This is a genomic window from Hymenobacter sp. 15J16-1T3B, from assembly GCF_020711235.1.
Taxonomy (GTDB): Bacteria; Bacteroidota; Bacteroidia; order Cytophagales; family Hymenobacteraceae; genus Solirubrum.
Window position 1 is genome coordinate 207,112 of record NZ_JAJFAV010000003.1, and the last position, 24,282, is coordinate 231,393.

The 24,282-nt window shown below is 63.3% G+C and carries 21 protein-coding genes; 6 read left to right on the top strand and 15 right to left on the bottom strand.

Annotated features, from left to right (window positions below; all coding sequences use genetic code 11):
- Positions 1 to 200 precede the first annotated feature (200 nt).
- The 3 genes from LJ737_RS06815 to LJ737_RS06825 all read right to left on the bottom strand — a co-directional run bounded on the left by LJ737_RS06815 (position 201) and on the right by LJ737_RS06825 (position 3,333).
- The gene (locus tag LJ737_RS06815) at positions 201 to 419 is read right to left on the bottom strand and encodes a hypothetical protein (RefSeq protein ID WP_227763992.1); all 219 of its coding nucleotides are present in this window, start codon (positions 417 to 419) and stop codon (positions 201 to 203) included.
- Between the two features lie 68 nt (positions 420 to 487).
- A complete protein-coding gene (locus LJ737_RS06820; protein ID WP_227763993.1) occupies positions 488 to 1,882 on the bottom strand; it encodes a dihydrolipoamide acetyltransferase family protein in 1,395 nt (464 codons plus the stop codon).
- Between the two features lie 170 nt (positions 1,883 to 2,052).
- Positions 2,053 to 3,333 carry a competence/damage-inducible protein A gene (locus LJ737_RS06825; protein WP_227763995.1) on the bottom strand — a complete coding sequence of 427 codons (1,281 nt, stop codon included), beginning with the start codon at positions 3,331 to 3,333 and terminating at the stop codon, positions 2,053 to 2,055.
- Positions 3,334 to 3,471: 138 nt separating this feature from the next.
- Between LJ737_RS06825 and LJ737_RS06830 the strand changes: the two genes are divergently transcribed.
- Together LJ737_RS06830 and LJ737_RS06835 are read left to right on the top strand one after the other, a co-directional pair.
- Positions 3,472 to 4,317: a DUF4197 domain-containing protein gene (locus LJ737_RS06830; protein WP_227763997.1), complete on the top strand. Its 846-nt coding sequence runs from the start codon at positions 3,472 to 3,474 to the stop codon at positions 4,315 to 4,317.
- A gap of 129 nt (positions 4,318 to 4,446) precedes the next feature.
- Positions 4,447 to 5,199: a DUF4197 domain-containing protein gene (locus tag LJ737_RS06835; protein ID WP_227763998.1), complete on the top strand. Its 753-nt coding sequence runs from the start codon at positions 4,447 to 4,449 to the stop codon at positions 5,197 to 5,199.
- A gap of 139 nt (positions 5,200 to 5,338) precedes the next feature.
- On the opposite strand, the gene LJ737_RS06840 is transcribed toward LJ737_RS06835, so the two are convergent.
- The 6 genes from LJ737_RS06840 to LJ737_RS06865 form a co-directional block, all read right to left on the bottom strand.
- Positions 5,339 to 5,713, bottom strand: coding sequence for a hypothetical protein (locus LJ737_RS06840; RefSeq protein ID WP_227764001.1), 375 nt, complete (start codon positions 5,711 to 5,713; stop codon positions 5,339 to 5,341).
- A gap of 218 nt (positions 5,714 to 5,931) precedes the next feature.
- Positions 5,932 to 6,558 (bottom strand): ABC transporter ATP-binding protein, encoded by a 627-nt coding sequence (locus LJ737_RS06845; RefSeq protein ID WP_227764003.1) that lies wholly within the window; start codon positions 6,556 to 6,558, stop codon positions 5,932 to 5,934.
- On the bottom strand, positions 6,548 to 7,345 hold the full coding sequence (gene lpxA, locus LJ737_RS06850; RefSeq protein WP_227764004.1) for an acyl-ACP--UDP-N-acetylglucosamine O-acyltransferase: 798 nt from the start codon (positions 7,343 to 7,345) through the stop codon (positions 6,548 to 6,550). Before lpxA ends, LJ737_RS06845 begins: the two co-directional genes overlap by 11 nt.
- Positions 7,346 to 7,456: 111 nt before the next feature.
- Complete coding sequence (locus tag LJ737_RS06855) at positions 7,457 to 8,851, bottom strand: bifunctional UDP-3-O-[3-hydroxymyristoyl] N-acetylglucosamine deacetylase/3-hydroxyacyl-ACP dehydratase (protein WP_227764006.1); 1,395 nt, start codon at positions 8,849 to 8,851, stop codon at positions 7,457 to 7,459.
- A gap of 120 nt (positions 8,852 to 8,971) precedes the next feature.
- Positions 8,972 to 10,021 carry a UDP-3-O-(3-hydroxymyristoyl)glucosamine N-acyltransferase gene (gene lpxD, locus LJ737_RS06860; protein ID WP_227764009.1) on the bottom strand — a complete coding sequence of 350 codons (1,050 nt, stop codon included), beginning with the start codon at positions 10,019 to 10,021 and terminating at the stop codon, positions 8,972 to 8,974.
- 302 nt (positions 10,022 to 10,323) lie between these two features.
- Positions 10,324 to 11,556 carry an HD domain-containing protein gene (locus LJ737_RS06865; RefSeq protein ID WP_227764011.1) on the bottom strand — a complete coding sequence of 411 codons (1,233 nt, stop codon included), beginning with the start codon at positions 11,554 to 11,556 and terminating at the stop codon, positions 10,324 to 10,326.
- Positions 11,557 to 11,905: 349 nt separating this feature from the next.
- Between LJ737_RS06865 and porX the strand changes: the two genes are divergently transcribed.
- Positions 11,906 to 13,477, top strand: coding sequence for a T9SS response regulator signal transducer PorX (porX, locus tag LJ737_RS06870; protein ID WP_227764013.1), 1,572 nt, complete (start codon positions 11,906 to 11,908; stop codon positions 13,475 to 13,477).
- A 112-nt stretch (positions 13,478 to 13,589) separates the two neighbouring features.
- On the opposite strand, the gene LJ737_RS06875 is transcribed toward porX, so the two are convergent.
- The 6 genes from LJ737_RS06875 to LJ737_RS06900 all read right to left on the bottom strand — a co-directional run bounded on the left by LJ737_RS06875 (position 13,590) and on the right by LJ737_RS06900 (position 20,183).
- The gene (locus tag LJ737_RS06875) at positions 13,590 to 13,988 is read right to left on the bottom strand and encodes a TonB-dependent receptor plug domain-containing protein (protein ID WP_227764015.1); all 399 of its coding nucleotides are present in this window, start codon (positions 13,986 to 13,988) and stop codon (positions 13,590 to 13,592) included.
- A 165-nt stretch (positions 13,989 to 14,153) separates the two neighbouring features.
- Positions 14,154 to 14,504, bottom strand: a complete 351-nt coding sequence (locus LJ737_RS06880) for a hypothetical protein (RefSeq protein ID WP_227764018.1) — start codon at positions 14,502 to 14,504, stop codon at positions 14,154 to 14,156.
- 171 nt (positions 14,505 to 14,675) lie between these two features.
- Positions 14,676 to 16,430: a glycosyltransferase family protein gene (locus LJ737_RS06885; RefSeq protein ID WP_227764020.1), complete on the bottom strand. Its 1,755-nt coding sequence runs from the start codon at positions 16,428 to 16,430 to the stop codon at positions 14,676 to 14,678.
- Between the two features lie 46 nt (positions 16,431 to 16,476).
- Positions 16,477 to 17,508, bottom strand: a complete 1,032-nt coding sequence (locus LJ737_RS06890; protein ID WP_227764021.1) for a UbiA prenyltransferase family protein — start codon at positions 17,506 to 17,508, stop codon at positions 16,477 to 16,479.
- Positions 17,477 to 18,190 (bottom strand): HAD family hydrolase, encoded by a 714-nt coding sequence (locus LJ737_RS06895; RefSeq protein ID WP_227764023.1) that lies wholly within the window; start codon positions 18,188 to 18,190, stop codon positions 17,477 to 17,479. Before LJ737_RS06895 ends, LJ737_RS06890 begins: the two co-directional genes overlap by 32 nt.
- Before the next feature lie 295 nt (positions 18,191 to 18,485).
- A complete protein-coding gene (locus LJ737_RS06900) occupies positions 18,486 to 20,183 on the bottom strand; it encodes a glycosyltransferase family 39 protein (RefSeq protein ID WP_227764025.1) in 1,698 nt (565 codons plus the stop codon).
- A 374-nt stretch (positions 20,184 to 20,557) separates the two neighbouring features.
- Between LJ737_RS06900 and LJ737_RS06905 the strand changes: the two genes are divergently transcribed.
- The 3 genes from LJ737_RS06905 to LJ737_RS06915 all read left to right on the top strand — a co-directional run bounded on the left by LJ737_RS06905 (position 20,558) and on the right by LJ737_RS06915 (position 24,242).
- The gene (locus tag LJ737_RS06905; protein ID WP_227764027.1) at positions 20,558 to 20,917 is read left to right on the top strand and encodes a winged helix-turn-helix domain-containing protein; all 360 of its coding nucleotides are present in this window, start codon (positions 20,558 to 20,560) and stop codon (positions 20,915 to 20,917) included.
- A 194-nt stretch (positions 20,918 to 21,111) separates the two neighbouring features.
- Positions 21,112 to 23,709: a TonB-dependent receptor gene (locus tag LJ737_RS06910; RefSeq protein WP_227764029.1), complete on the top strand. Its 2,598-nt coding sequence runs from the start codon at positions 21,112 to 21,114 to the stop codon at positions 23,707 to 23,709.
- A gap of 5 nt (positions 23,710 to 23,714) precedes the next feature.
- On the top strand, positions 23,715 to 24,242 hold the full coding sequence (locus LJ737_RS06915) for a hypothetical protein (protein ID WP_227764030.1): 528 nt from the start codon (positions 23,715 to 23,717) through the stop codon (positions 24,240 to 24,242).
- The last annotated feature ends 40 nt before the right edge of the window (positions 24,243 to 24,282 follow it).

The following is a 24,282-nucleotide window of genomic DNA, read 5'->3' on the forward strand; positions in this document are numbered from 1 at the left end:
ACAGCGAAGGATCTTCCTCCGGCCCGGCACCGCCGCTGCGGAAGAAGTGCAGGCTGCTTTTGAGGGAAGTGCATCAACGCAGAAGCGCAGCCACCAGGCCCAGATGATTGGGCGTCAGTGGCTGCGCTTCCCAGTTGGTGCAGGGTACGAGCAAGGTCCTTCGCTGTGCTCGGGATGACGGGCATTTTCCTCCTGCCTAACTATTCCTGCTCGCCTGGCACGGGCTGGCCGGCCGCGGCGGCCTTGTCGCGGGCCTGGGCCGTGAGTTGGTTTTGCAGCTGAAAGGTCACCTGCTCGCAGTCGGCTACGTGGCGCTTGGCCTGGGCCAGTTCCCGCTCGGCGGCGGAGAGGCGTACGTAGAGGTACACAATCAGGGCCAGCGAAATGACCAGGGCCCCGAGGGTGATGAAATTTTTCATAACCAAAAGGAAGTCAAAAAGAAAAGCCCGCCGAGGTGACGGGCTTCTTCAATCACAAAAGTCGTTGCTTAGATGCTCGTGTTCGGGTCGAACTGCTCGAGGTAGTCGGCCACGCGGCGCACGAACATGCCGCCGAGCGAGCCGTCGACCACGCGGTGGTCGTAGCTATGCGAGAGGAACATGAAGTGGCGCACCCCGATCAAGTCACCCTGCGGCGTCTCGATGACGGCGGGCTTCTTCTTGATGGCGCCCACGGCCATGATGGCCACCTGCGGCTGCATGATGATGGGCGTGCCCATCACGTTGCCGAAGGAGCCCACGTTCGACAGCGTGTAGGTGCCGCCTTCCAGGTCCTCGGGTTTGAGCTTGTTGGCCCGGGCACGGTTGGCCAGGTCGTTTACGCGTTTGGTCAGGCCGTTCAGGTTCAGCTGGTCGGCGCCGTGAATCACCGGCACGATGAGGTTGCCGGAGGGCAGGGCCACGGCCACGCCCACGTTGATGTCGCGCTTCTTGATGATGTAGTCCCCGTCCACCGACACGTTGATGTTCGGGAAGTCCTGGATGGCGCGGGCAATGGCCTGCACGAAGATGGGCGTGAAGGTGAGGTTTTCGCCCTCGCGCTTCTTGTAGGCGTCCTTGTGCTTGTTGCGCCAGTTCACAATTTCGGTCACGTCGGCTTCCACGAAGCTCGTCACGTGCGGCGAAATCCGCTTGGAATCGACCATGCGCTGGGCAATCATCTTGCGCATGCGGTCCATTTCCACCAGTTCCTGGTTGCCGCTCACCGACGGGGCGGGCTTGCTGGCTTGCGCTGCCGGGGCCGCTTGCGGGGCCGCGGCGGCCGGAGCGGCCGTAGGCTGCTGCGGAGCTGGCTGGGCGGCGGGGGCGGCTTGCGGGGCGGGCGCCGCGGCGGCCGGAGCCGGCTGCTGCCCGCGGTGGGCCACGAAGTCGAGGATGTCTTTCTTGGTGACGCGGCCGCCCTGGCCGGTGCCGGGCAGGCGCTCCAGGTCGGCCATGGAAATGCCTTCCTCGCGGGCAATGTTGAGCACCAGCGGGGAGTAGAAGCGGCCGGGCTGGGCTTCGCCGAGCTGGCTGCTGAGCGACTGAGCGGCGGGTACGTGCGGCACCATGGCGGCTTCGCTGGCGCCTTCTTCCTCAGCGGCGGGAGCCGGGGCTGCCGCGGGCTGGGCGGCCGACGCTTGGCCGTTGGAGGCCGCGGCGGCGTCGGTTTCGACGATGGCAATGGGGGCGCCTACGGCTACCACCTGGCCTTCTTCCACCAAGATCTGCTGCAGCACGCCGGCGTGGATGGCGGGTACCTCGGTGTCCACTTTGTCGGTGGCCACTTCCAGCACCGATTCGTCCTGCTCAATGGTGTCGCCCACCTGTTTGAGCCATTTCAGGACGGTGCCTTCCATGATACTTTCGCCCATTTTGGGCATCACCATTTCCACTCGTGCCATGCGGAGGTTGCTTTGAAGAATTCGGGGGTGGGAAAGGAAGCTTGGTCTGTTCGGGGTCGATTGGCGGCTGGGGAGGCCGAAATCGGGGCCAAAGGTAGGGGATTTGGCAATTGCGGCGTAATCGGACCCGAACACTTGTTAGGCTCGGGCAAAAAAAATCCGCTGGCCGACTACGAAGCCTGGGGCGACAAGGCTTCCGGGGCCGGCAAATTGCGCCGCACCAGGTCCAGGGCCACGGTGCTGATGTAGCTGATGTTCAGCTCCCGGCCGCGGTTCATGCTCACTTTGCGCGCAATGGTGTGGTGCTGGTCGGCGTAGGCCAGCCAGAAGGTGCCCACCGGCTTTTCGTCGGTGCCGCCGCCGGGGCCGGCAATGCCGCTGGTGGCCACCGCCACGTCGACGCCGAGCTGGCGGCGCAGGCCTTCGGCCATTTCGCGCACCGTTTGCTCGCTCACCGCCCCGAACTGCTCCAATGTGTCGGGGCTCACGCCGAGCTGGCTGACTTTAACCTGGTTCGAGTAGGCCACCACCGAACCCAGGAAGTAGGCCGACGAGCCCGGCACGCTGGTCAGGCGCTGGGCAATGGTGCCGCCGGTGCAGCTTTCGGCCGTGCCGATGGTCAGGCCGCGCTCCTGCAGCAGGGCGCCCAGGGCCGCTTCCAGCGTCACTTCGCCCTCGGCAAACAGGTACGGCCCGATGAGGGCGCGCACGGCCGGCAGCTGGGCTTCGAGGCGGCGGCGCAGGTCGGGCTGGCCGTCGTCGGTGGCGGTGAGGCGCAGGCGCACGGCCCCGAAAGAGGGCAGGTAGGCCAGTTTCATGTTGGGGGGCAGCTGCGCTTCCCAGTCGGCAATCTGCTCGGCCAGAAACGATTCGCCCTGCCCCACGGTCTGCAGCACCGCGTGCTCGATGGGCGGCACCTGGAAGTGCTGCTGCAGCTTGGGCAGCACGTGGGTGGTCATCAGGTACTTCATCTCGAAGGGCACGCCGGGCATGGACACGAACACCACGCCGTCCTCGCCGTCGAACCACATGCCGGGCGCCGTGCCCACCGTGTTGCGCAGCGGCGTGCAGGCGGTGGGCAGGAAGGCCTGCTGGCGGTTCACTTCCAGCATGGGCCGGTTGAAGCGGGCAAAAATGGCCTCCACGTCGCGCAGGGAAGGCTCGTAAAGGGCCAGCTCCGAGTGGAAATACCGGGCCAGCACGTGTTTGGTCAAATCGTCCTTGGTGGGGCCGAGGCCGCCGGTCATCAGCACCACCTGGGCGCGCCCGCGGGCTTCGTCGAGGGCCCGCACAATTTCTTCGGCCTGATCCGACACCGAGCTGATTTGGCGGATGCGCAGGCCGATTTTGCCGAGCTCTTGGCCCATCCAGGCCGAATTGGTGTCGATGACCTGTCCGTAGAGCAGTTCGTCGCCTATAGTGATGATTTCGACGGCGGGCGTGTGGGGCATAGCGAAAGAAAGTGGGAGAGACGGGATTTCGGCGCAATTTGCGCACGGCGTTTGTAAGACCGCGCCGCGCGGCTTTGGTTTGCCGATTCGGCGCCGGCCCCGGCGCTTTATTTCGACTTCTCTCCACTTTCTCCCTTTATGACCGCACCCCGCTTCTCCACCTTCCTGCTGGCCCTGGGCCTGCTTTCCGCTGCCACGGCCGCCGAGGCCCAAACCACCAAGAAAACCACCACCACGGCCAAGAAGACCACGACGACGGCCAAGAAAACCACGCCCGCCAAGAAAACCACTACGACCAAGCCGGCGACCAAAACCACCACGACCACCACCAAGACCACCACCGCGCCGGTGGTGGCCACGCCGCCCCCGCTCACCGCCGACGAAGCCACCGCCGCCGTGAAGGAAGCCTTGAACCTGAGCGTGACCCGCGCCCTGGAGGCCGGGGCCCAGGCCGACGCCTTCAACGGCAACCCGGACATTCGTCTGGCCTTTCCGCCCGAGGCTGAGTTGGTCAATACCACCCTGCGCGGCCTGCGCATGGGCGCCGTCATCGACAAGTTTGAGGTGCAAATGAACCGCGCCGCCGAGGCCGTGGCCGCCAATCCGCAGGCCCAGACCATTCTGGCCGCCGCCGCCCAGCGCTACGCCATTGCCGACGGGCTGGCCCTGGTCAACACCCGCGAAAGCCGCCTGATTGCCTCGCAGTTCAAAACCCAGCAGCTGGCCCAGGTGCAGCAGGAGCTGCGCCCGCTCGTGGATGCCGCTCTGGAGCAAACCGGTGCTAAGCAGGCCTACGGGGAGCTGATGCTGCGCTACAAGAAAGTGCCGCTGGTGACGCCCATTGCCACCAACCTTACCGATTACAGCACCGGCAAAATCGCCGAAGGCCTCTTCACGCTCATCGCCGACGAAGAAAGCCGCATCCGCCTGAACTCCTCGGCCCGCTCGACCACCACGCTGCAGCGCGCCTTTGGGCAGCAGTAAGGCCGACTGCCCCGCCAACGGCGCTATTCGACCACCGCTGCGCGGACGAATGGCGCCGTTGGTCGATTTTTTGGTCCGGTTTCTGCCTTTCGCCGAACTGAAACCGCGTTTCTGGTTTTACTACCGCATATGAAGAACTTTCGCTCCGCCGCCCTGCTCACCGTGGCCCTGGCCCTGACGGCCGCTGCCGCCCAAGCCCAGATCAAGCTGCCCGGCCTGGGCACCATCAAGCTGCCGTCGACCACCAAGACCACTACTTCCGGCGGGGCCGTGACGCAGCAGGAAGCCGCCATGGGCCTGAAAGAAGCCCTGACCCAGGGCATCAGCAAGGGCGCCGACCAGGCTTCCAAGCAAGACGGCTTTTACCTCAATAGCCTGATCCGGATTCCGTTTCCGCCGGATGCCCAGCGCGTGGCCACCACCCTGCGCAGCATCGGCCTGGGCTCGGAGGTAGACAAGTTTGAACTGGCCCTGAACCGCGGTGCTGAGCAGGCTGCCATCAAGGCCAAGCCCATTTTCATTTCGGCCATCAAGAGCCTGAGCTTTTCCGACGTGTGGAACATTCTCACCGGGCAAAAAGACGCGGCCACCCAATACCTGAAGCGCACCACCACCACGCAGCTCGTGTCGGCGTTTTCGCCCATCATGCAGCAGGCCCTCGACCAGACGCAAGCCACCCGCTACTACACCGGCCTGGTGACGCGCTACAACCAGATTCCGCTGGTGAAAAAGGTCAACCCCAACCTCAACGAGTACGCCACGGGCAAGGCCGTCGACGGGCTGTTCACGCTCATTGCGCAAGAAGAGGCCAACATTCGCGAAAACCCGGTAGCCCGCACCACGGAGCTGCTGAAGAAAGTATTTGGCGGCAAGAAAAGCTAGAATTCTGGTGCTTGGGGCATAGCGCCTGGTGCTTTGTTCGTTTAATGAGAAAGGCCCCCTGGATTTTTCCAGGGGGCCTTTTTCGTGTCCGGGTGCTTGGCGCCTAGGCACGGAGCACTACGCACCGAGCACCAAAGTCCTAGAAGTCGTCGTCGTCGTCGCGGCCGCCGCGGCGGCTGCGACGCTGGGCTTCGTAGCTGTCCTCGTCGTCCAGGCCCAGGTCGTCATCATCGTCGTCCAGGCTGCCGTAACGGTTGGAGCCTTCGGGGTCTTCCTGGGCTTCGGCGGCCGAAAATTCGTCTTCGGTCAGGTTGGCCAGATCCAGCGCCTCGTCGTGCGAGGAGCCGGTGTCGCGCCACATCAGGTAATCGGCGTACTTAGCGCCCAGGGAGTCTTCCGAGGAAGCACCCTTGCGGCCACCACCGCGGGCCGATTTGGCGCCGGCCGGGGGAGTATCCAGCTCGTCGTCGTCATCGAGCAGGTCATCGTCGTCGAAGTCGTCGTAGCTTCTCATGTGAGGAGGTAAAGTAAGAAGTTAAAGCGGTGGCAAAAGTAGGCGCTGGAACCGAATCAAGGCCGAATTAAGCCCGCAAACGCAGGCACTAGGAGCGGGGTTACAAGGATTTTGGGGCCCGAATCGTGGAATGATTTTTGGGCCGGCTGCACGGCGGAGCGCGTAAGCCGGGCCGTGGCCGGTAGCCCTAAGCTAAGCAAGCTGCGGCATGTTGCCCCTTAGCGGCGCGGCGCGAAATCGGTCACCGTCAAGCGCTCCTGGCAGAAGGTGTATTCCTCCTCTACGTTGCTCGACACCAGCACCAGCCGGCCCGCAATGGTTGCTTCCACGTGCTCGTGGTACCAGGCCACGCCGGCGCGGTCGAGGTTGGTGGTGGGCTCGTCGAGCAGCAGCAGCGGGGCTTCGGCGTACAGGGCCAGCCCGAGCTTGACGCGCTGCTTCATGCCCGAGGAAAAGTCGCGCAGCAGCTTGTGGCGCGCGTGCGGCAGCTGCAGCAAGTCAATGAACTGCGCGGCCGACAGCCCAGCCCGCAGCGGCCGAAACCGGGTGTGAAAATGCACCAGCTCGGCCAGGCTCAGCTCCTCAATCAGCTCCAGCGCGGGCGCGCACAGGGCCAGGTGCCGGGCCACGTCGTCGGGACGCACCGGTTGGCTGTCCAGCGCGTAGTGCAGCTCCCCGGCCGAGGGCAGGGTGTAGGCGGCCAGCGTTTGCAGCAGGGTGCTTTTGCCCGAGCCATTCGGGCCCAGCAGGGCCGTGGCCGTACCGGGGCGAAACGTGTGGGTCAGGTCTCGGAAAATCCAGTCGCGGCCGAAGCGTTTGCCCAGCCCCCGGGCCTCAATCTGCACCGTTGCCGTTGCGCGAGTAGCCCTTCACGATGCCGCGCGAGGAGTTGCGCACGAAGTTGACCACCTCGTCGCGCTCGGGCGAGGGCAGCAGCTCCAGCTCGATCTTGTCGAGGGCGTCGCTGGTGTTCAGCCCGCTCATGAAGAGCAGGCGGAAGCACTGCTGAATCTGCAGGATGGCGGCCTCGGTGAAGCCGCGGCGGCGCAACCCCACCGAATTGACGCCGGCGTAGGTTAGCGGCTCGCGGCCCACTTTGATAAACGGCGGCACGTCCTTGCGCACCAGAGAGCCGCCGCCTACGAAAGCGTGCTGCCCGATGTTGACGAACTGGTGCACGGCCGAGGTGCCACCCAGAATGGCCCAGTCGCCGATGACCACGTGGCCCGCCAGCTGGGTGGTGTTGGAGAGGATGCAGTTGTCGCCCACCACGCAGTCGTGCGCGATGTGCACGTAGGCTTGCAGCAGGCAGTTGGCGCCCACCACAGTTTTCATGCGGTCCACGGTGCCGCGGTTAATCGTCACGCACTCCCGGATAACGGTGTTGTCGCCGATGTGGGCGGTGGTTTTCTCCCCCGCGAACTTGAGGTCCTGCGGAATGGCGCTGATGACCGCCCCGGGGAAAATCTTCACGTTTTTGCCGATCCGGGCCCCGGCCATAATGGTCACGTTGGGGCCAATCCAGGTGCCTTCCCCGATTTCGACATCGTGCGCAATGGTGGTGAAGGGTTCCACCACGACGTTCTGGGCAATGCGGGCTTCGGGGTGAATGTAGGCGAGGGGCTGGGTCATTCTTTCAATGAAGAATTAAAAATTAAGAAGTGAAAATGAGGCAGTTGCCGCGCCGGTGCTTTGCTGAAACCGGGCCATTTTTACTTCTTAACTCTCAATTTTTAATGCACATTACGCGTCTTTCCGGACGATGCTGGCCGACATTTCGGCCTCCATCACCACTTTGCCGTTGACGAAGGCCTGGCCGCGCATCTTGGCAATGCCGCGCTTGATGGGCGACACCAGCTGGCACTTGAAGATGACCGTGTCGCCGGGTATAACCTTGCGGCGGAAGCGACAGTTTTCGATGCCGAGAAAATACGTCCAGTAGTTTTCGGGGTCGGGCACGGTGTTGAGCACCAGGATACCGCCGGTCTGGGCCATGGCCTCGATCAGCAGCACGCCGGGCATCACCGGGTTTCCGGGGAAGTGGCCCGTGAAAAACTGCTCGTTCATCGTCACGTTCTTCACGCCCGTCACCGTGGTGGCGTCGAGGTGAATGATTTTGTCGATGAGCAGGAAGGGGTAACGGTGGGGCAGGATCTGGGCAATCTGGTTGATGTCCATCACCGGCGGGCGCGACGCGTCGTACTGCGGCACCGGCGAGGAATCCACCTCCAGCATCTTTTTCTTGATCTTCTTGGCAAAGGCCACGTTGGCCGCGTGCCCGGGGCGGGCAGCCAGGATCTGACCCTTCAGCGGGCGGCCCACCAGAGCCAAGTCGCCCACCACGTCGAGCAGCTTGTGGCGGGCCGGCTCGTTTTTGTGGCGCAGGTCCACGTTGTTGAGGATGCCCTCCTTCTTCACGGCCACCTTGGGCTTGCCCAGCATGGTAGCCAGCTCACCCAGCTCTTCCTCGCTCACCACGCGGTCCACCACCACAATGGCGTTCGACAAGTCGCCGCCCTTGATCAGGTTGGACTTGTAGAGGGCTTCGAGCTCGTGCAGAAAGCAGAAGGTGCGCGAGGCGGCAATGTCGTCCGGAAACTGCGTGATGTTGGTCAGCGAGGCGTGCTGCGAACCGAGCACCGGCGAATTGTAATCCACCATCACCGTCACGCGGTAGTCGTTGAGCGGCAGGGCGGCAATTTCCACGCCCCGGGCGTTGTCCACGAAGCGGATTTCGTCGGGAATCTCGAAGTAGTTGCGCAGCGCGTTCTGCTCTTCCAGGCCCACCTGCTGCAAGGCTTCCACGAAGGGCAGCGAGGAGCCGTCCATGATGGGCGGTTCGGGGCCGTCGAGCTGAATCAGCACGTTGTCGATTTGCAGGCCCACCAGGGCGGCCAGCGTGTGCTCCACGGTGTTGACGCGGGCGCCGTTCTGCTCGATGGTGGTGCCGCGCGAGAGGTCCACCACGTTGTCCACGTCGGCGTCGACGACGGGTTGGCCGTCGAGGTCCATGCGCTGGAACTTGAAACCGTGGTTAACCGGGGCCGGGCAGAAGGTCATCGTCGCCTGGACGCCCGTGTGCAAGCCCACGCCGCTCACGGTGACCGGGGCCTTAATCGTATGCTGTTTGTCGAACATGATGTCAGTGGGGAGTTGACAGGTGCTAGTTGTCAGTGGTCAGAGCTTGGCGTCAAGGCTCGAAAAGCCCTGCCTACTGACAACTCCCAACTGATAACTGCCAACAATCGGCCCGCAAAGCTATGACTTTTCCGCCGCGTCTGCCTTCTCCTGGGCGCGTTCTAGCTTGAGCAGGCGGCGCTCCATCTCCGGCAAATGGCGGAACACGGCGTTGGCCCGCAGGGAGTCGCGCAGGTTGAAGGCCGGGGCGCCTTGCAGGAAAGTGCCTTCTTCCTTCACCGATTTGCCCACGCCCGACTGCGCCGTGACGGTGGTGCGGTCGGCCAGGGTGATGTGCCCCACGATGCCCACCTGGCCCGCCAGCACGCAGTAGTTGCCGATTTTGGTGGAGCCCGAAATGCCCGACTGCGAGGCCACCACGGTGTGCCGGCCGATTTCCACGTTGTGGGCAATCTGCACCAGGTTGTCGATTTTGGACCCCTCCCGGATAATGGTCGAGCCCATGGTGGCGCAGTCGATGGTGGCGTTGGCGCCGATGCTCACGTTGTCCTCCAGCACCACGTTGCCGATCTGCGGAATGGGGCGGTAGGAGCCGTCGGGCTGCGGGGCGAAGCCGAAGCCGTCGGAGCCGATGACCGCGCCGGCATGCACCACGCAGCGCGCCCCGATGACCGTGTCGGCGTAAATCTTGGCGCCGGCGTAGATGATGGTTCCGTCGCCGATGCGGCACCGGTCGCCGATGCTGGCGTGCGGGAAGATGAGTACCCCGCGGCCGATCTGGCAGTTGTCGCCCACGTAGCTAAAGGCCCCGCGGTAGCCCTCGTCGCCGATTTCGCTGTTCGCGCCGACGAAGGAGGGCTGCTCCACGCCGCGCTTGCCAGCGCGGGTGAATTGCTGGTAGAACTCCAGCAGGGCGGTGAAGCCGAGGTAAGGGTCGTCGACGCGGATGAGCGCGGCCGTCACGGGCTGCTTTAGCTCCAGCGTCTTGCTGACGATGACCGCCGAGGCCCCGGTGGAGTAGAGAAAAGGCTCGTACTTGGGGTTCGACAAAAATGCAACGGCGCCCGCCTGGGCTTCTTCGATTTTGGCGAGGCGCTCGACGCGCAGGGAGGCGTCGCCTTCCACCGTGCCGTTCAATACGCCCGCAATCTGGCCTACCGTGAATTCCATAGGCGGCAAAAGTAGGGCAAAGCGGCGGAATGCCGGTTCAGCTGGCTAACTCGACCGTAACACCAGCCCTCAGAGTAACGGCGAAGGGCGGTAGCACCGGCCGTCATTGGGAGCGAAGCGCGGCAATCCTTCCTCTAGCAGCACCGCCGCAACAATGTCTATCCACCGAAAACGGCCCCGCTCGAAACCATTGCTACAGGTTTCGAGCGGGGCCGTTTTCAAGCTCTGCCAGTTGGGCCTTCGTGCCGCGAGAGGAAAGATTGCCGCGCTTCGCTCGCAATGACTACAGAGTGAACCGTGGCTCAGGTGATTTCCTTGGGGTAGCACACGTAGTATTTCTCCACGCGCTTGCTCAGGGAGCTGATATTGGGCAGATCGGAAGCTTGGGCAACGTCGATGACGTGGCCGCGCTTAGTGAGCACGTTGATGGCGTCGTCGCCGGTGGCGTCGTAGGCGTTGTTGCTGATGCGGCCGGCAATCATGAGCGTGGCGGCCTCGCTCATGGGCAGGTTGAAATGGTCGGCAATGAGCTCGGTGATGCCCAGCTTGAAATCCTCGTCGAGGGGCTGGTTGTCGAGGGTGATTTTGAAAAGGCGGCGTTCCAGCAGGCTGTGCGCCAGAAACGACAGCACAAAATCGGGGTGGGAGGCCCAGCCTTTCACCGCCGACCAGATATCCGTGTCGTCGAGGCGCACGAAGCGCTGGATGATGGCCGCGTCCTGCTCGAAGTCGAGCATGCGCACCGGGTTCAGGAGGAAGTAGCTCAGCTCGGGCGAAGCGGGCACCAGCACGCCGCTGCGGGCCAGGTCGCGGGCGCGCTCCATGATGCGGATGACCATCTGCTCGGCCGAGGTGACGGCTTTGTGCATGTAGACCTGCCAGTACATCACGCGCCGGCTCACCAGGAAGTTCTCGATGCTGTACACCGCCTTTTCCTCCAGCACCAGCCGCTCGTCGGGGCTCACGGTGAGCATCTTGATGAGGCGGTCGGCGCCGGGCTGGCCTTCTTTCACGCCCGAGTAAAACGAGTCGCGGTTGAGGTAGTCGAGCCGGTCCATGTCGAGCTGGCTCGATACAAGCTGGTGGAAGAACGGGCGCGGGTAGGAGCCTTGGAAAATATCGATGGCCAATTGCAGGCGGCCGCCGAATTCCTCGTTGAGCAGCTCCATCAGGTGCAGCGAAATCCGCTCGTGGGGCACGTCCTCGAACAGGGCGTGCTCGAGGGCGTGGGAGAGGGGGCCGTGGCCGATGTCGTGCAGCAGGATGGCAATCTGGGCCGCCTCGCCTTCTTGCGCGGTGATGCGCACGCCCTTGTCCTTGAGCGTGCGCAGGGCCAAGGACATCAGGTGCATGGCGCCCAGCGCGTGGTGGAAGCGCGTGTGCAGGGCGCCGGGGTACACAAAATCCGTCAGGCCGAGCTGCTTGATGCGCCGCAGCCGCTGAAAGTAGCGGTGCTCGATGAGGTCGAAGATCAGCTCGGTCGGGACGCTGACGAACCCGTAGACCGGGTCGTTCAGGATTTTTCGCTTGTTCAAGGGGCGCGGAGGGAGGTTTGGCGGCCGAAAAGTAGTCGGATTCGGTGGTACGGAAAGCAGGGGCGCCCGGGCGAATGGAAAAAAGCGCGTCGGCGCAAATGCCCCGGCGCTCAGCGGGAAAAGGCCGGCGTTGGTCGATGGATCAGCTACATAGCGCCGCTTGAATGCAACCCTCGGGCCCGGTTTGGGGTTACCTTCTTTCGAAGCATCACACCTAGCCTCCCAGCCGCTGTATCATAAATCAGCCCCGATACGTTAGGTTGCGCACCGCAAATCGGGGCGCTGTTTGCCTTCCTTGCTGCAAGTGGCCTTTGCACGCCACGCATCCTCTCAACCCGAAACAAACTGCATGCAACGCTACAACATCCTCTGGGCCGACGACGAAATTGACCTGCTCAAGCCGCACATCCTTTTTCTGAAAGAGCGCGGCTACGACGTAACCGGGGTCAACTCCGGCTCCGACGCCATCGACGAGGTGCAGGACAAGAACTACGACCTGGTCTTTCTCGACGAGAACATGCCCGGCATCACCGGCCTCGAAGCCCTGGCCGAAATCAAAGCCGCCAAGCCCACGCTGCCGGTTATCATGATTACCAAGAGCGAGGAGGAGCACATCATGGAGGAGGCCATCGGCTCGAAGATTGCCGACTACCTCATCAAGCCGGTCAACCCCAACCAGATTCTGCTGTCGGTGAAGAAGGTGCTCGACAACAAGCGCCTGGTGTCCGAGAAAACCAACAGCTCCTACCAGCGCGACTTCCGCCAGCTGGGCATGCAGCTTTCCGACCGCCTCTCGCCCGCCGAGTGGGCCGACGTGTACAAGAAGCTCACCTACTGGGAGCTGGAAATCAACGAGACGGAGGGCAAGAGCATGGCCGACGTCTTCAACATGCAGAAGGACGAGGCCAATACCTACTTCGGCCGCTTCATCACCGAAAACTACGAGGACTGGGTGAACGGCGACGACAAGGACGCCCCCTTGATGTCGCACCAACTCTTCAAGGAGCGCGTGTTCCCGCTCATGAAGCAGACCGGCGACACCCCGGTCTACTTCGTGCTCATCGACAACCTGCGCTACGACCAGTGGAAGGTCCTGGAGCCCATCATTGCCGATATGTTCACGGTGGACACGGAGGAAATGTACTACAGCATCCTGCCCACCACCACGGCCTACGCCCGCAACGCCATCTTCTCGGGCATGATGCCCGGCGAGATTCAGAAGAAGTACCCCAACCTGTGGGTGTGGGACGACGACGACGAGGGCAAGAACCTGCACGAGGCCGAGTTCATGGAAATCAACTTCCAGAAGAACAACCAGAAGCAGAAGTTCAGCTACAACAAGGTCACGAACCTGCAGGCCGGCAAGGACTTGCTGGGCAAAATGCCCAACCTGCACAACAACTACAAGCTGAACGTCATCGTCTACAACTTTGTGGACATGCTCTCGCACGCCCGCACCGACATGGCCATGATCCGGGAGCTGGCGGCGGATGAGTCGGCGTACCGCAGCATCACCCGCTCGTGGTTCCTGCACTCACCCTTGTATGAGATGCTGCAGGTCATTGCCGACAAGAAGGGCAAGCTCATCATCACCACCGACCACGGCACCATCCGCGTGAAGCGGCCCTACAAAATCGTGGGCGACCGGAACACCAACACCAACCTGCGCTACAAGCACGGCAAAAACCTGGGCTTCGACGAGTCGCGCGACGTGTACGTGGTGCGCAAGCCGGAGCGCGTGTTCCTGCCCCGCGAAAACGTGTCGACAGCCTACGTCTTCACCCTAGGCGACTATTTCTTCGCCTACCCCAACAACTACAACTACTACGTGAACTTCTACAAGGACACCTTCCAGCACGGCGGGATTTCCCTGGAGGAGTGCATCATTCCCTACATCACGCTGAGCCCAAAAGGAGCGTAACACGCACTGCCATGCGCCACGAAAAAGCCGGTCGAAAGACCGGCTTTTTTAATGACCGGTAGTGCCGAGCAGGGAGTTGCAACGAGTACTGCTTGGGGCAGGGTAGCTCAACTCAGCGCAGTTGCTGCAGGTGCTGTTGTTGGCGTTGCTTCAACAGGGCGGCGTCCTGTTTATGCCGCGGCTTGGAGGTGATGAGCACCACGCCGTTGAGCCCCCGGTTGCCGTAGAGCGCCGCGCCTTGCTTGGCCGATAGCACATCCATTTTCTCAATGTCGCCGGGATTTAGCTCGGCTAGCTGCTTCGGCGAGGCCAGCATGCCGTCGATGATGCACAAGGGTTCGTTGCCGGGCGCCGCGCTCATCCGGCATCCAATTACCACCGGCCCGGGCGCTTGGTCAGGTTGGGCCAAGGTGGCCTGTTGGGTGGCTTGGACGGGTGCCTGGGCCCGGGCGCCCCAGGCAAGCAAGGTGAACAAGGCGGCAGAAAGCAAACGCAGGCTGAGACCAGACATAGCGAGGCGGCGAAAGAATACAGTGATACGATGCAGATGCCCGCGGCAGACAAATTCCACAGTTCGCGTTTCGCGGGGCTTCGGAAAACTCGGCTACCCGGCCTGCGTCGTGCAACGACTTTGGACCAGTAGGAAGGCGGTAGGGTACGAGAAGCGCGCCGCCTGCTACGGACGCTTGAGCCAGCGCTTCCGCTTGACGGTGTCGATGAGCAGGGCTCCGTGTGCGGCCCGCGGCCCGAACCGGGCTACGGCTTGCTCCGGCTCCAACTCCCGCATGGCCAGAATGTCTTCGGCTGCGGGCAAGTTGGCTGAATCGGGCAGCACGTGGCCGTTGACGACCAGCAGCGGGCCGCGGCGGGGCTGGTGCAACGGGGTGGTAAGGCCCCAGACCGCATCAGCCGGCACACGCCGCACGTCGACCGGAAGCACTTCCGGCTCCTCCGCGGGCAGCCGGGTGAGCTGAGCAAAGCCGGGAACCGTTGCCAGCAGCAACCCAAGTAGCATCAGTCGTTTCATGGCCTGAAGCGCGAGGCCGGGATGCGCAGCGGCCGTCGTCGACTAATAGACGCCTAAGGTATAGTTAAGGGTTGCAGGAAGATAGGTTTGATTTGGACGATAAACGGACGAGGAATAGACAAAAAAGTGGCCCTTCCACGTGGAGGGGCCGCGTTGGAGTCGACGGTGGCTTTAGTGTTGGGCGGGCAAGCGGGTAGCGGTTTTGGGGCGAAGCATGGGTCGGGGGCTGGGGGCCGGGGTTGGCTGCAGTTCGTACAGGGCCACCGTGTTGCGGTTGTACTGCACCTGCTGCGTCTTCTTGCCCAGGGTGCCGAAGTACGCGTGCAGCAAGCCGGGCGGGCTGAAGTCCTCGCGGTGGTACCACTCCGGCAGGGTCACGTAGTCGCCGATAGCATTGCGGTTCTGGTTGTCGTAGACGAGCCAGAGGCGGCGGGCTCCCTTCAGGCGGTCGAAGTCGGGTTGCAGGCGGCGTAGGTAGTCGGCCGGGCCGCTCGCCTCGTTTTTCACAAAGCTGCCCGTCACGGCGGTATACTTCAGCGGGTAGGCCAGCTGGTAGTACTCGTAGCTCTGGTTCATGTTCCAGAACACGTACACCGCGTCGCCGGGCCGGTAGTGCTCGTTCACGTACATGATGGCCTCGCGGCTGTACTCGGTGTGCATGGCCAGGCGCGGGTCGGCGGCTTCGCGGGCCGAGGTGATGACCGTGGGCGCGAAGAACAGGGCCAGCAACAGCCCGAACCAGGCCGGGCGGCGGGCCAGGCGGCGCTGCAGCCACTCCACGCCCAGGCTGATGACGATGATGAGGGCCGGCAGTAGAAACAGCGTGAACCGCTCGTGGAAGGGGTAGACCTTCACGGCGGAAGCTGCCACTGCCAGCGCCATGGGCAGCAGCAGCACGGCAAAATTCAGCCGGTCTTTGCGGGCGAAGTACACGGCGCCAATAACGAGGCAGCTCAGGTGCAGCCAGCCCATTTTGAAGACGTAGCGCAGCGGGTGCTGGTTGAGCACGTCGAGGTTGCCGTCGAGGTCCAGCATCAGGCTCAGCGGGTGCAGCAGGGTCAGGTATACCTTGTGGGCCAGCCATTTGGCACTTGCCACGGAAGGCGGCATGGGCATGAAGGCTTGGTCCATGCGGTCGAAGTAGTCGATAAGCCAACCCGACTCGTGGTACTTGCTGGTAATGAGCAGGTATTGCGCGCCAAAGCTGAGCACCCACAGCCCAAAGGGAATGGCATAGAGCAACAAGGTACGCCACTGCCGCCGCGCCAGCGCGTGCACGCTCAACCCGATGCCGATGCCCGCCAGCACGAAGATCAGCGAAAACGAAAACCAGAGCAGCGCACTGCCCAGCAGGCCCCACAGCAGCAGGGAACCCACGTCGGTGCGGGCCCGGTAGCGGGTGTAGAGCCACACGGCCACCACGGCCGCCAGCAGCTCCGTGGCGTATTGCTTGGCTTCGATGGAGTGAAATACGCAGGCCGAGGAAAACGCCATGATGGCCACGGCCACCACCACCGTCCAGGGCTTGAGGAAGTAGCGCGCCACCGGCACCAGCACCAGCAGGGAGGCAATGCCGGCCAGCAGCGAAAACAGCCGCAGGGACTTTTCGCCGTAGCCAAACACCAGCGCCAGGGACTTGACGGCCCACAGGTACCCGATGGGCGCCTTCTGCTGGTACTCAAACGGCTCGGTGGCTAGCGCCCAATAGCCCTTCTTGATAATGTTGACGCCCAAATACAGCTCGTCGGTGACGAAGGAGCGGCTGTAAAAGAAGTGCACCAGCCGCAGCGCAATGCCCAGGGCCAGCACGAGGTACAGGAGGCGGGACCAGCGGGCAGTGCGCTCCGCCGCCAGCCGGGGCGCCGCCGCGGGGGCGGCGGGCCGGGGCATAGCGGGGGCGCTGACCTTCAGGGACAGAACTGGCATGGCAGGCAAAACGAGAGGTGGAGAAGACGGGCGCCGGTACCGAGGGCTAGCGGCCCAGGTTGTAGTGGTCTTGCAGCAGGCTGTGCAGGGGCGGAATGTTGATGAACATCAGGCCGGTGAGCAGCAGGCAGAAGAGCACCACGTAGGTCATAAACCAGTAGCGGGTGTAAAGCTTCTCGGAGCCTTGCACCGGCGAATTGTCCAGCAGGCCGATGCGCAGGTACCAGGAAAACAGCAGCGCGAAGAAGGGGAAGCTCACCAGCAGCTCGATGCGGTTTTTGATGAGGAAAATGCCCAGGAAAAACGCGCAGGTGAGGGCGTAGAAGAACATCGAGATGAGCAGGCGGTGCTCGGTGTAGTAGCGGAACGAGCGGCGGTACAGGCCGGCGCGCTCCGGGTCGCCGATGAGGCGGTATTCGGCGAAGCGTTTGGTGGCCATCAGAAAGGCGCCGCCCATCCAGTAGGCCACGATGATGCTGCTCGGCGGGAAGCTGTTCAGCAGCTGAAATGAATCCAGGTCGGTCAGGGCCACCACCGGAGCCACCGTAAACCAACCCAGCGCAAAGCGGATCGGGTTATTAACCGATTCCGATAGCACGTCGATGTAGGCGCGCTCCTTGGTGCGGAAGGGCCGCACGTTGTACATCACGCCCATGAACAGCAAGAACATCGACACCAGCAAAAACTGCATGCTGATCTGGTAGGCAATGGCGAAACCCACCAGCGCCAGGCCCAACCACTCGGCGTATACCAGCGCGGGCTTCACCACCCGCACCACCGAGGTGCGCTTCTTCTTCAGGGGGTGAAACTTGTCGAATTCCGCGTCGAGGTATTCGTTGATGACGTAGTTGGCCGAGGCCACCAAGCAGGTGCTGATGACGCCCAGGACCACTTTGGTCAGCAGCGCCCAGTCGAGGGTGGGGTTGAATACAATCAGGGCAAACAAGACCCCGGGCATCATAAACACGTTTTTCACCCAGTTGTCGGGGCGGGCAATGGCCACGTAGTCCTTGAGGCCGGCCGGAATAATGGCCTGCGGCGTCTCTTCAGCGTTGGAGAGTACAGGGGTCTGGTTCATGGGTAGTGGTGGTTTGGGTGGCCCGGAGCTGCCGCGTCAGGCCGTGGTAGAAGTCGAACTCAGGCAGGGGTTGCTGCTCGACGAGCAGGAAGGGCATGCCGGCGCGGCGGGCGCACTCGCCGTCCAGCTCGGGCCGGTCGCCAATGAAAAGGCACTGCTCGGGCGCCAATCCCAACTCCTCCGCCAGCAGCAGCAGGCCCCGCGGGTTGGGTTTCAGCCGGTTGACGGCCGCATCGGTGGAGCTGATGACCACGTCCGCCGCCAAGTTCATGGCGGCCAGCTTGGCGTGGGCGGGGTAGTCGGAATAAATGCCGATGCTGATGCCCCGGGCCCGCAGCGCGGCAAAAAACTCCGGAATGCCGGGGTACATGCAGCCAGACAGGTACTGGTTGGGGTGCTCAAACATCCAGCGGTTTACCACCCGGCGAATGGCCGGAATAGCCTGCGGGCGGTTGTCGGCGCACCAGGCGTATTGGTCCGCTTCCAGGTCCGGCCCCTCGTAGGCTACGTGTTTCTCCCGCTCGTGCCGGAAGCGGCGCAGCACCAGCATGTCGCGCAAGCGCCAGGGGCGCAGGGCGTAGTGGCCGAGCAGGTCGTAGAGCATCTTGCGGCGGAGTTTGCCCTGCGTGTACAAGGTCCCGTCAACATCGAGGATAACGGCCTTTATATGTTGCCATTCCATGTTGATGTATTAATTGTCCGATGTAATGTTATAGATTTTATTTGAATTGTTAAATAAAAAAGTTGGGAAAAATATATCCGGCAATTCAGCAAGCAGATGACTCGATTCGGTGATGACGCATTAGTGTGATAAGCCCTAGCGTAAGGCTTCAAGCCGCCCCAATGCCGTATGTGCCCAGCGGCGGCATGGCTGGTAATGCTTCTTCGAGCGGCCGACGGGAATCAGGAGCTAGCGAGGCAACAGCGTAAGCCGGCGGCGCTGCTGGCCCGGCACGCCAGCCCCACGCACGTGCAACTCAGGGAGCCGGCGTTTCGGCGGCGGGCATTTCGTAGAGGCTGGCGGTGTGCGGCCCCAATTGAAAAAAGTCGATGCGTCGGCCGCGTTGGGCGAAGTAGGCTTCTACCGGCTGGGTGGGCTTAAACGAGTCGACGTGGTACCAGGCGGGCTGGTTGGCGTAGTCGCCGATGGGGTCCCGGTTCACGAAGTCGTACACAAACCAAACGCGGCGGGCGCCCTGCAGCTGCGCAAAATCGGGCTGCAGCTTGGCCATGAACTCCGCCGCGTCGCGCGCCTCGTTCTTGACGTTGTGGCCTTTCACAGGCGTAAAGCGCAAGCCGTACGCCGCCTGGTAGTACTCGTAGACGTGGCGCATGTTCCAGAACAGGTACACCGCGTCGCCGGGCCGGTAGTGCTCGTTCACGTACATGATGACCTCGCGGTTGAACTCCCGGTTTTTAAACCGGTCCGGATTCAGGGCCTGGGCAGTGGTGTTGTAAATCGGCGGGGCCAGAAACAGCAGCAGGACCAGCGGCGCGGCGCGGTAGCGGGGCGTGAAAGCGTACAGAAACCGCTCCAGCCCGTAGGCCGCCAGCAGCATCAACAGCGGCGCAATAAACTGCGTGAACCGCTCGAACACCGGGTACACGCCCAAGCCGGACACCACCAGCATCAGCACAATGGGGGCGGTGAGGAGGGCAAACTTCACCGGCTTGGCGCGCAGCAGCAGGGCGGCGCCGGCCAGCAAAAAGCCCAGGTGCAGCCAGCCCAGCTTCACCACGTAGCGCCAGGGCGAGGTCAGCAAAAACTCCGAGTTTTCGTTGTGCGGCATCAGCCCGAGCGGGTGCTGGGTCAGCATGTAGGTCTTGTGCGCCAGCCAGGGCAGCAGGGCCTTCGGCGCCCAGGGCATGAAGGCGTCGTACTGCTGGTCGAAAAAGTCCATCAGCCAAGCTGACTGGGGGAATTTGCTGATGTACAGCGCGTACTGCAGGCCGAAGCTGAGCAGCCAGCAGCTGAAGGGCAGCACGTACGCCCGCACCTGCGCCCAGTCGCGGCGCAGCAGCGCGGCCACGCCGAGCACCGTGCCCAGGCCGGCCAGCACGAAAATCAAGGGAAAGGCAAACCACAGCAGCAGCCCGCCGAGCAGGCCCCACTGCAACTGCCCGCGTAGGCTGCGGTCCTCGCGGTAGTGCACGTAGAGCCACAGCGCCAGTAGCGTGGCCAGCAGCTCCACGGCGTACTGCTTGGCTTCGAGGGCGTGGTAAATGCACGAATCGGAGGCGGCGAGCATGGCCACGGCCGCCACCACGCCCCAGGGCCGCAGAAAAAACCGCGCCACCGGCACCAGCACAAACAGCGCGGCCACGCCGCTGAGCAGCGAAAACAGCCGCAGCGCCTGCTGCCCCGGCCCGAACAGGACGGTAAACAGCTTCACCGTCCAGAGGTAGCCCAGCGGAGCCTTTTGCTCGTAGAGCAGGGGCTGCGTGGCCAATTCCCAGAAGCTGCGGGTGGCGAAATTGACATTCAGGTAGATTTCGTCGATGAAAAAAGACCGGTCGTACGCAAAATGATACAGCCGGACCAGGGTGCCCAGCGCCAGCACGGCTAGCAACACCGGGCGGTAGTACGGCAGCGAGGCGGCAGTGGCGGGCTGCGGCCCAGGCACCAGCGTAGCGGCTGCCGACGAAGGGGCAGCTGATTTAAACAGCAACGGCATGGCAGAGTGGATTGTGGGGCGGCCCAACGGCCGTGGCGGTGGCAAACGGACGGTACAAGCGAATAAACCGGCGGTGACGCGCCGCTAATCGGCAAGCAACCTAAGTCCTTTGTTAATCAAATAAGACAAATATTTCTTGAATAAAGAAATAAAAATTGCGTACTGAAAGTAGCTTGTTAGGAGTGGACGCAATTTGGTAATCAGCTTTAAACAGGACCACTGGCCGGCTTGAACAAGGGCAGGCGAGGCCACGCGAGTATTCGTGGTTGTCAGACGAGGCAACTCAATGCTTGGGCGGGTTGCCGTCGGCGTTGTGCGCGGGGAAGCGGCCAAGCCGTTATTTTGCCGGCCGGCCCCATCGGCCGCCGATAGTAATGAAAGACCTCTTACCCGACCCCGCCACGTTTCGCATCAACGGCCGCTTGTGGATTGAAGGCCCCGCGGACCGGTTTCTCGGTATCGGGCGGCTGGAATTGCTGCAGCGCATTCAGCAGCTGGGCTCCATTTCCAAGGCCGCGCAGGCCATGAATATGTCCTACAAGCGCGCCTGGGAATTGGTCAGCTCCATGAACGCCCAGGCCCGGGAGCCGCTGGTGAGTACCCAAACCGGCGGGCAGCGCGGCGGCGGGGCCTTTCTCACGGCCGCCGGCGTGCGCGCTGTGGTTGACTTTGAGGCCTTGCAGCTGCGCTTTCAGGCGTTTGTGGATGCCGAAACGGCCCGGCTGCACGACTAATGCAACCCCGGGCAATGGGTTTCGTTATGTTTGCTCGGGAATAACGACCTGCGCCGCAAACCTGCCGCTCCGGTGAGGCATGGCGCAGCCGGTCGTTCCTGCGCGCCCTGAACCACTGACCGGGACCCTGCATGAGTGAAACGCTACGCTGGTGGCGGCCCGCTGCCGCTCTTTCCTGCCTTGTTGCCTGGCCGATGGGAGCCGCCACGGCCCAATCGGCGCCCGCCGCTGGCAGCACACCACTTGACTCGGCCCGGCGCGCTGCTATTGCCCTAAGCGAAGTGGTAGTGGCCGCCTCGCGGGTGGAGGAGAGCCTGCTGCAGTCGCCGGTGACGGTGGAAAAGCTGAACGCGCGGGCGCTGCGCCTGACGCCGGCGCCCTCGTTCTTCGACGCCATCGAGGGCGTGAAGGGCGTGCAGGTGATTACGCCCAGCTTGGGGTTCAAGGTCATCAACGCCCGCGGTTTCACCAACACCACCAACGTGCGCTTCGCCCAGCTCGTCGACGGCGTCGACAACCAGGCCCCGCACATCGGCGGGCCGATTGGGAATGCGCTGGGGCCGAGCGACCTGGACGTGGCCGCGGTGGAAATTGTGCCGGGTACCGCGGCCGCGCTCTACGGGCTGAACGCCATCAACGGGCTGGCCAATTTCAGCACCCGCAGTCCTTTCGCTTCCGAAGGGCTGAGCGTGCAGCAGAAAACCGGCGTCAACCACCTTCGCGACCCGGGCAGCGCGGCCCGGCTGTTTTCGGAAACCAGCCTGCGCTACGCCCGGGCGCTGACGCCCAAGTGGGCGTTCAAAGTCAACGGCACCTACACCCGCGGCTACGACTGGATAGCCAACGACCCGACCGACCTCTACCCGCAGGGCAACGCCAGCGCGGGCCTGCCCGGCGGCCCCGCCAACCCGGCCTACGACCCGGTCAGCGGCTACGGCAACGAGTCGTCGAACCGCAGCACCTTTGCGCTGGGGGGCAAAGATTACACCGTGGCCCGCACCGGCTACCGCGAGCTGGACGTGGTGGATTACCGCCTGCGCAACCTCAAAGCCGACGCTGCGCTGCATTTCCGCCCCGGGGCCCGCACCGAGCTTAGCTACACCTACCGCGTGGCCGGCCTCGACAACGTGTACCAGCGCTCCAACCGCTTCCGGCTGGCCGGCTACACCCTGCAGCAGCACGCCGTGGCGCTGACCACGCCGGTGGTGCAGGCCCGGGCCTACTTCACCCGCGAAAACACCGGCCGCAGCTACAACCTGCGCTCCGCAGCCGAAAACCTGGACCGCAGCTTTAAGTCGGATGCGCAGTGGAAAACCGACTACACCGCCGCCTGGAACGCCGCCGTGCAGGCCGGGCAGTCGGTGACGCAGGCGCACGCCGCGGCCCGCCGCGCTGCCGACGCGGGCCGCCTGCAGCCGGGCACGCCGGCGTTTGAGGCCAAGCTGCGGGAGCTGGCCGGCATCAACAACTGGGACCAGGGCGCGGCGCTGCGGGTAAAGGCCAACCTGGTTCACGCAGAGGCCCAGGTAGACCTGGCCCAGGCCCTGCGCAACGGCCCCTGGTCCGCGCTATCCACCCGCTACGACCTGCGCGCCGGCCTCGACCACCGCACCTACGTCATCGTGCCCGATGGCAACTACTTCATCAACCCCGCGCCGGGCCGCGACCAGTTCAGCAACCTGAGCTACGGCAAGACCGGCGGTTTCGTGCAGGCCGGCGCCCGGCTCTGGCGGGAGCGGCTGCGCCTGACGGCCACCCTGCGCGCCGACAAAAACGATTATTTCGCCCTGCGCCTGAATCCCCGGCTGACCGCGGTTCTTTCGCCCACCGCGCGGCACAACTTCCGCCTGAGCTACCAGAGCGGCTACCGCTTCCCGAGCTTGTTCGAGGGCTTTTCGAACGTGAACAGCGGACAGGTCAAGCGCATCGGTGGGCTGCGGGTAATGTCCGACGGCGTGTTTGAGCGCAGCTACCTGCGCAGCAGCATCGACCGGTTCAACGCCGCCGTCACGGCCGACCTCAACGCCAACACCAGCGCCCAGCCCTCAGCCGAGAAGCGCCGCCTCGCCATCGAGCACAACCAAGGGCTGCTGCGGAAAAATCCCTACACCTACCTGCGGCCCGAACACATTCGCTCCCTGGAGCTGGGCTACAAGGCGGCCCTGCTGCCCGACGGCCGCCTGCTCATCGACCTGGATGCGTACTCCAACCGCTACCAAGACTTCATTGCGCAGGTGGAAGCCTACGTGCCGCTCGACGCCGCCGGCCAGCCGCTCGGCCCCGCCGCCGACCCCAATGCCGTAGCTACGGCCCTCAGCGCCCGCGCCACCCAGGCCCGCTACCGCCTCTGGACCAATTCCCAGAGCCGCGTGCGCAACTACGGCGGCTCCCTGGGCCTGCGCTACGAGCTGCCCGCCGGCCTGCTGGCCGGGGCCAACGCGACCTACGCCCGCCTGCGCCGCACCGAGTCGGGCGACGGGCTGGAAGACGGCTTCAACACCCCGCGCTGGACCTACAACCTGAGCTTGGGCCACGACAAACTGCCCGGTGGCTTGGGCTTCGGCCTGAACTACCGCTGGCAGCAGCGCTATTATTCTCAGACCTTCCTCGTCAACGGCTACGTGCCGGCTTACGGCACATTAGATGCACAGCTAAGCTACACCGTGCCCAAGCCCGACCTGCGCTTCAAGCTCGGCGCCACCAATGTGCTGAACGACTACTACGTGTCGTTTCTGGGTGGGCCAAGCGTGGGCGGCTTGTACTACCTTACGGTGACGTACGGGCTGAATTGACGCTTATGCTGCTGCGATTATTGATCTGGGCTTGCCTGCTTCCGTTAGGTGTTGCCTGCCAATCACCTGAATCACCTGTCACTGGTGCAGCACTCGTGGTACCTCCACTGTTGAAAATGGTCAGGTCGCCAGGATTGACCGTGCTGCCGTACGATTCCGCTGAGTATGGGAGCTTTCTAGAAGGCAAGGCTACCGCATTAAGTGCGCAGGATCTGAATCAAATTGAGTGGTTGCTTCAGGCTTGCATCGGGGAGTACAACCAAGCGGAAGAGCAACGGTTGCAACGACTGGCTCCTCAAGAATCGGTGGACAAATCGTCGCTTATTTGGCTTCAACACTACAACCGACAGGCAGTGCCAGTAACAAACAAGCGCGGTGAGAAAGAAGTATGGGTGAATTGTTTTTGCAAAGGGCCCCGCAACTGGCGTACTCAATTGGTCCGGGCCAAGGACGGTGGCAAATGTTACTTCAGCGTCCGACTGAATCTAGCCACGAATCAGTGGACCGACCTGCTCATCAACGGTGAAGCCTGATACCCATACGATGCCCGCGGGCTGCTCCGCGCCCCTTCAT

What these genes read in the sequence shown, in the direction of transcription:
- LJ737_RS06815 (WP_227763992.1), bottom strand. Translation starts at nt 419, where the DNA reads ATGAAAAATTTCATCACCCTCGGGGCCCTGGTCATTTCGCTGGCCCTG.
- LJ737_RS06820 (WP_227763993.1), bottom strand. Translation starts at nt 1,882, where the DNA reads ATGGCACGAGTGGAAATGGTGATGCCCAAAATGGGCGAAAGTATCATG.
- LJ737_RS06825 (WP_227763995.1), bottom strand. Translation starts at nt 3,333, where the DNA reads ATGCCCCACACGCCCGCCGTCGAAATCATCACTATAGGCGACGAACTG.
- LJ737_RS06830 (WP_227763997.1), top strand. Translation starts at nt 3,472, where the DNA reads ATGACCGCACCCCGCTTCTCCACCTTCCTGCTGGCCCTGGGCCTGCTT.
- LJ737_RS06835 (WP_227763998.1), top strand. Translation starts at nt 4,447, where the DNA reads ATGAAGAACTTTCGCTCCGCCGCCCTGCTCACCGTGGCCCTGGCCCTG.
- LJ737_RS06840 (WP_227764001.1), bottom strand. Translation starts at nt 5,713, where the DNA reads ATGAGAAGCTACGACGACTTCGACGACGATGACCTGCTCGATGACGAC.
- lpxA (WP_227764004.1), bottom strand. Translation starts at nt 7,345, where the DNA reads ATGACCCAGCCCCTCGCCTACATTCACCCCGAAGCCCGCATTGCCCAG.
- LJ737_RS06855 (WP_227764006.1), bottom strand. Translation starts at nt 8,851, where the DNA reads ATGTTCGACAAACAGCATACGATTAAGGCCCCGGTCACCGTGAGCGGC.
- lpxD (WP_227764009.1), bottom strand. Translation starts at nt 10,021, where the DNA reads ATGGAATTCACGGTAGGCCAGATTGCGGGCGTATTGAACGGCACGGTG.
- porX (WP_227764013.1), top strand. Translation starts at nt 11,906, where the DNA reads ATGCAACGCTACAACATCCTCTGGGCCGACGACGAAATTGACCTGCTC.
- LJ737_RS06875 (WP_227764015.1), bottom strand. Translation starts at nt 13,988, where the DNA reads ATGTCTGGTCTCAGCCTGCGTTTGCTTTCTGCCGCCTTGTTCACCTTG.
- LJ737_RS06880 (WP_227764018.1), bottom strand. Translation starts at nt 14,504, where the DNA reads ATGAAACGACTGATGCTACTTGGGTTGCTGCTGGCAACGGTTCCCGGC.
- LJ737_RS06885 (WP_227764020.1), bottom strand. Translation starts at nt 16,430, where the DNA reads ATGCCAGTTCTGTCCCTGAAGGTCAGCGCCCCCGCTATGCCCCGGCCC.
- LJ737_RS06890 (WP_227764021.1), bottom strand. Translation starts at nt 17,508, where the DNA reads ATGAACCAGACCCCTGTACTCTCCAACGCTGAAGAGACGCCGCAGGCC.
- LJ737_RS06895 (WP_227764023.1), bottom strand. Translation starts at nt 18,190, where the DNA reads ATGGAATGGCAACATATAAAGGCCGTTATCCTCGATGTTGACGGGACC.
- LJ737_RS06900 (WP_227764025.1), bottom strand. Translation starts at nt 20,183, where the DNA reads ATGCCGTTGCTGTTTAAATCAGCTGCCCCTTCGTCGGCAGCCGCTACG.
- LJ737_RS06905 (WP_227764027.1), top strand. Translation starts at nt 20,558, where the DNA reads ATGAAAGACCTCTTACCCGACCCCGCCACGTTTCGCATCAACGGCCGC.
- LJ737_RS06910 (WP_227764029.1), top strand. Translation starts at nt 21,112, where the DNA reads ATGGGAGCCGCCACGGCCCAATCGGCGCCCGCCGCTGGCAGCACACCA.
- LJ737_RS06915 (WP_227764030.1), top strand. Translation starts at nt 23,715, where the DNA reads ATGCTGCTGCGATTATTGATCTGGGCTTGCCTGCTTCCGTTAGGTGTT.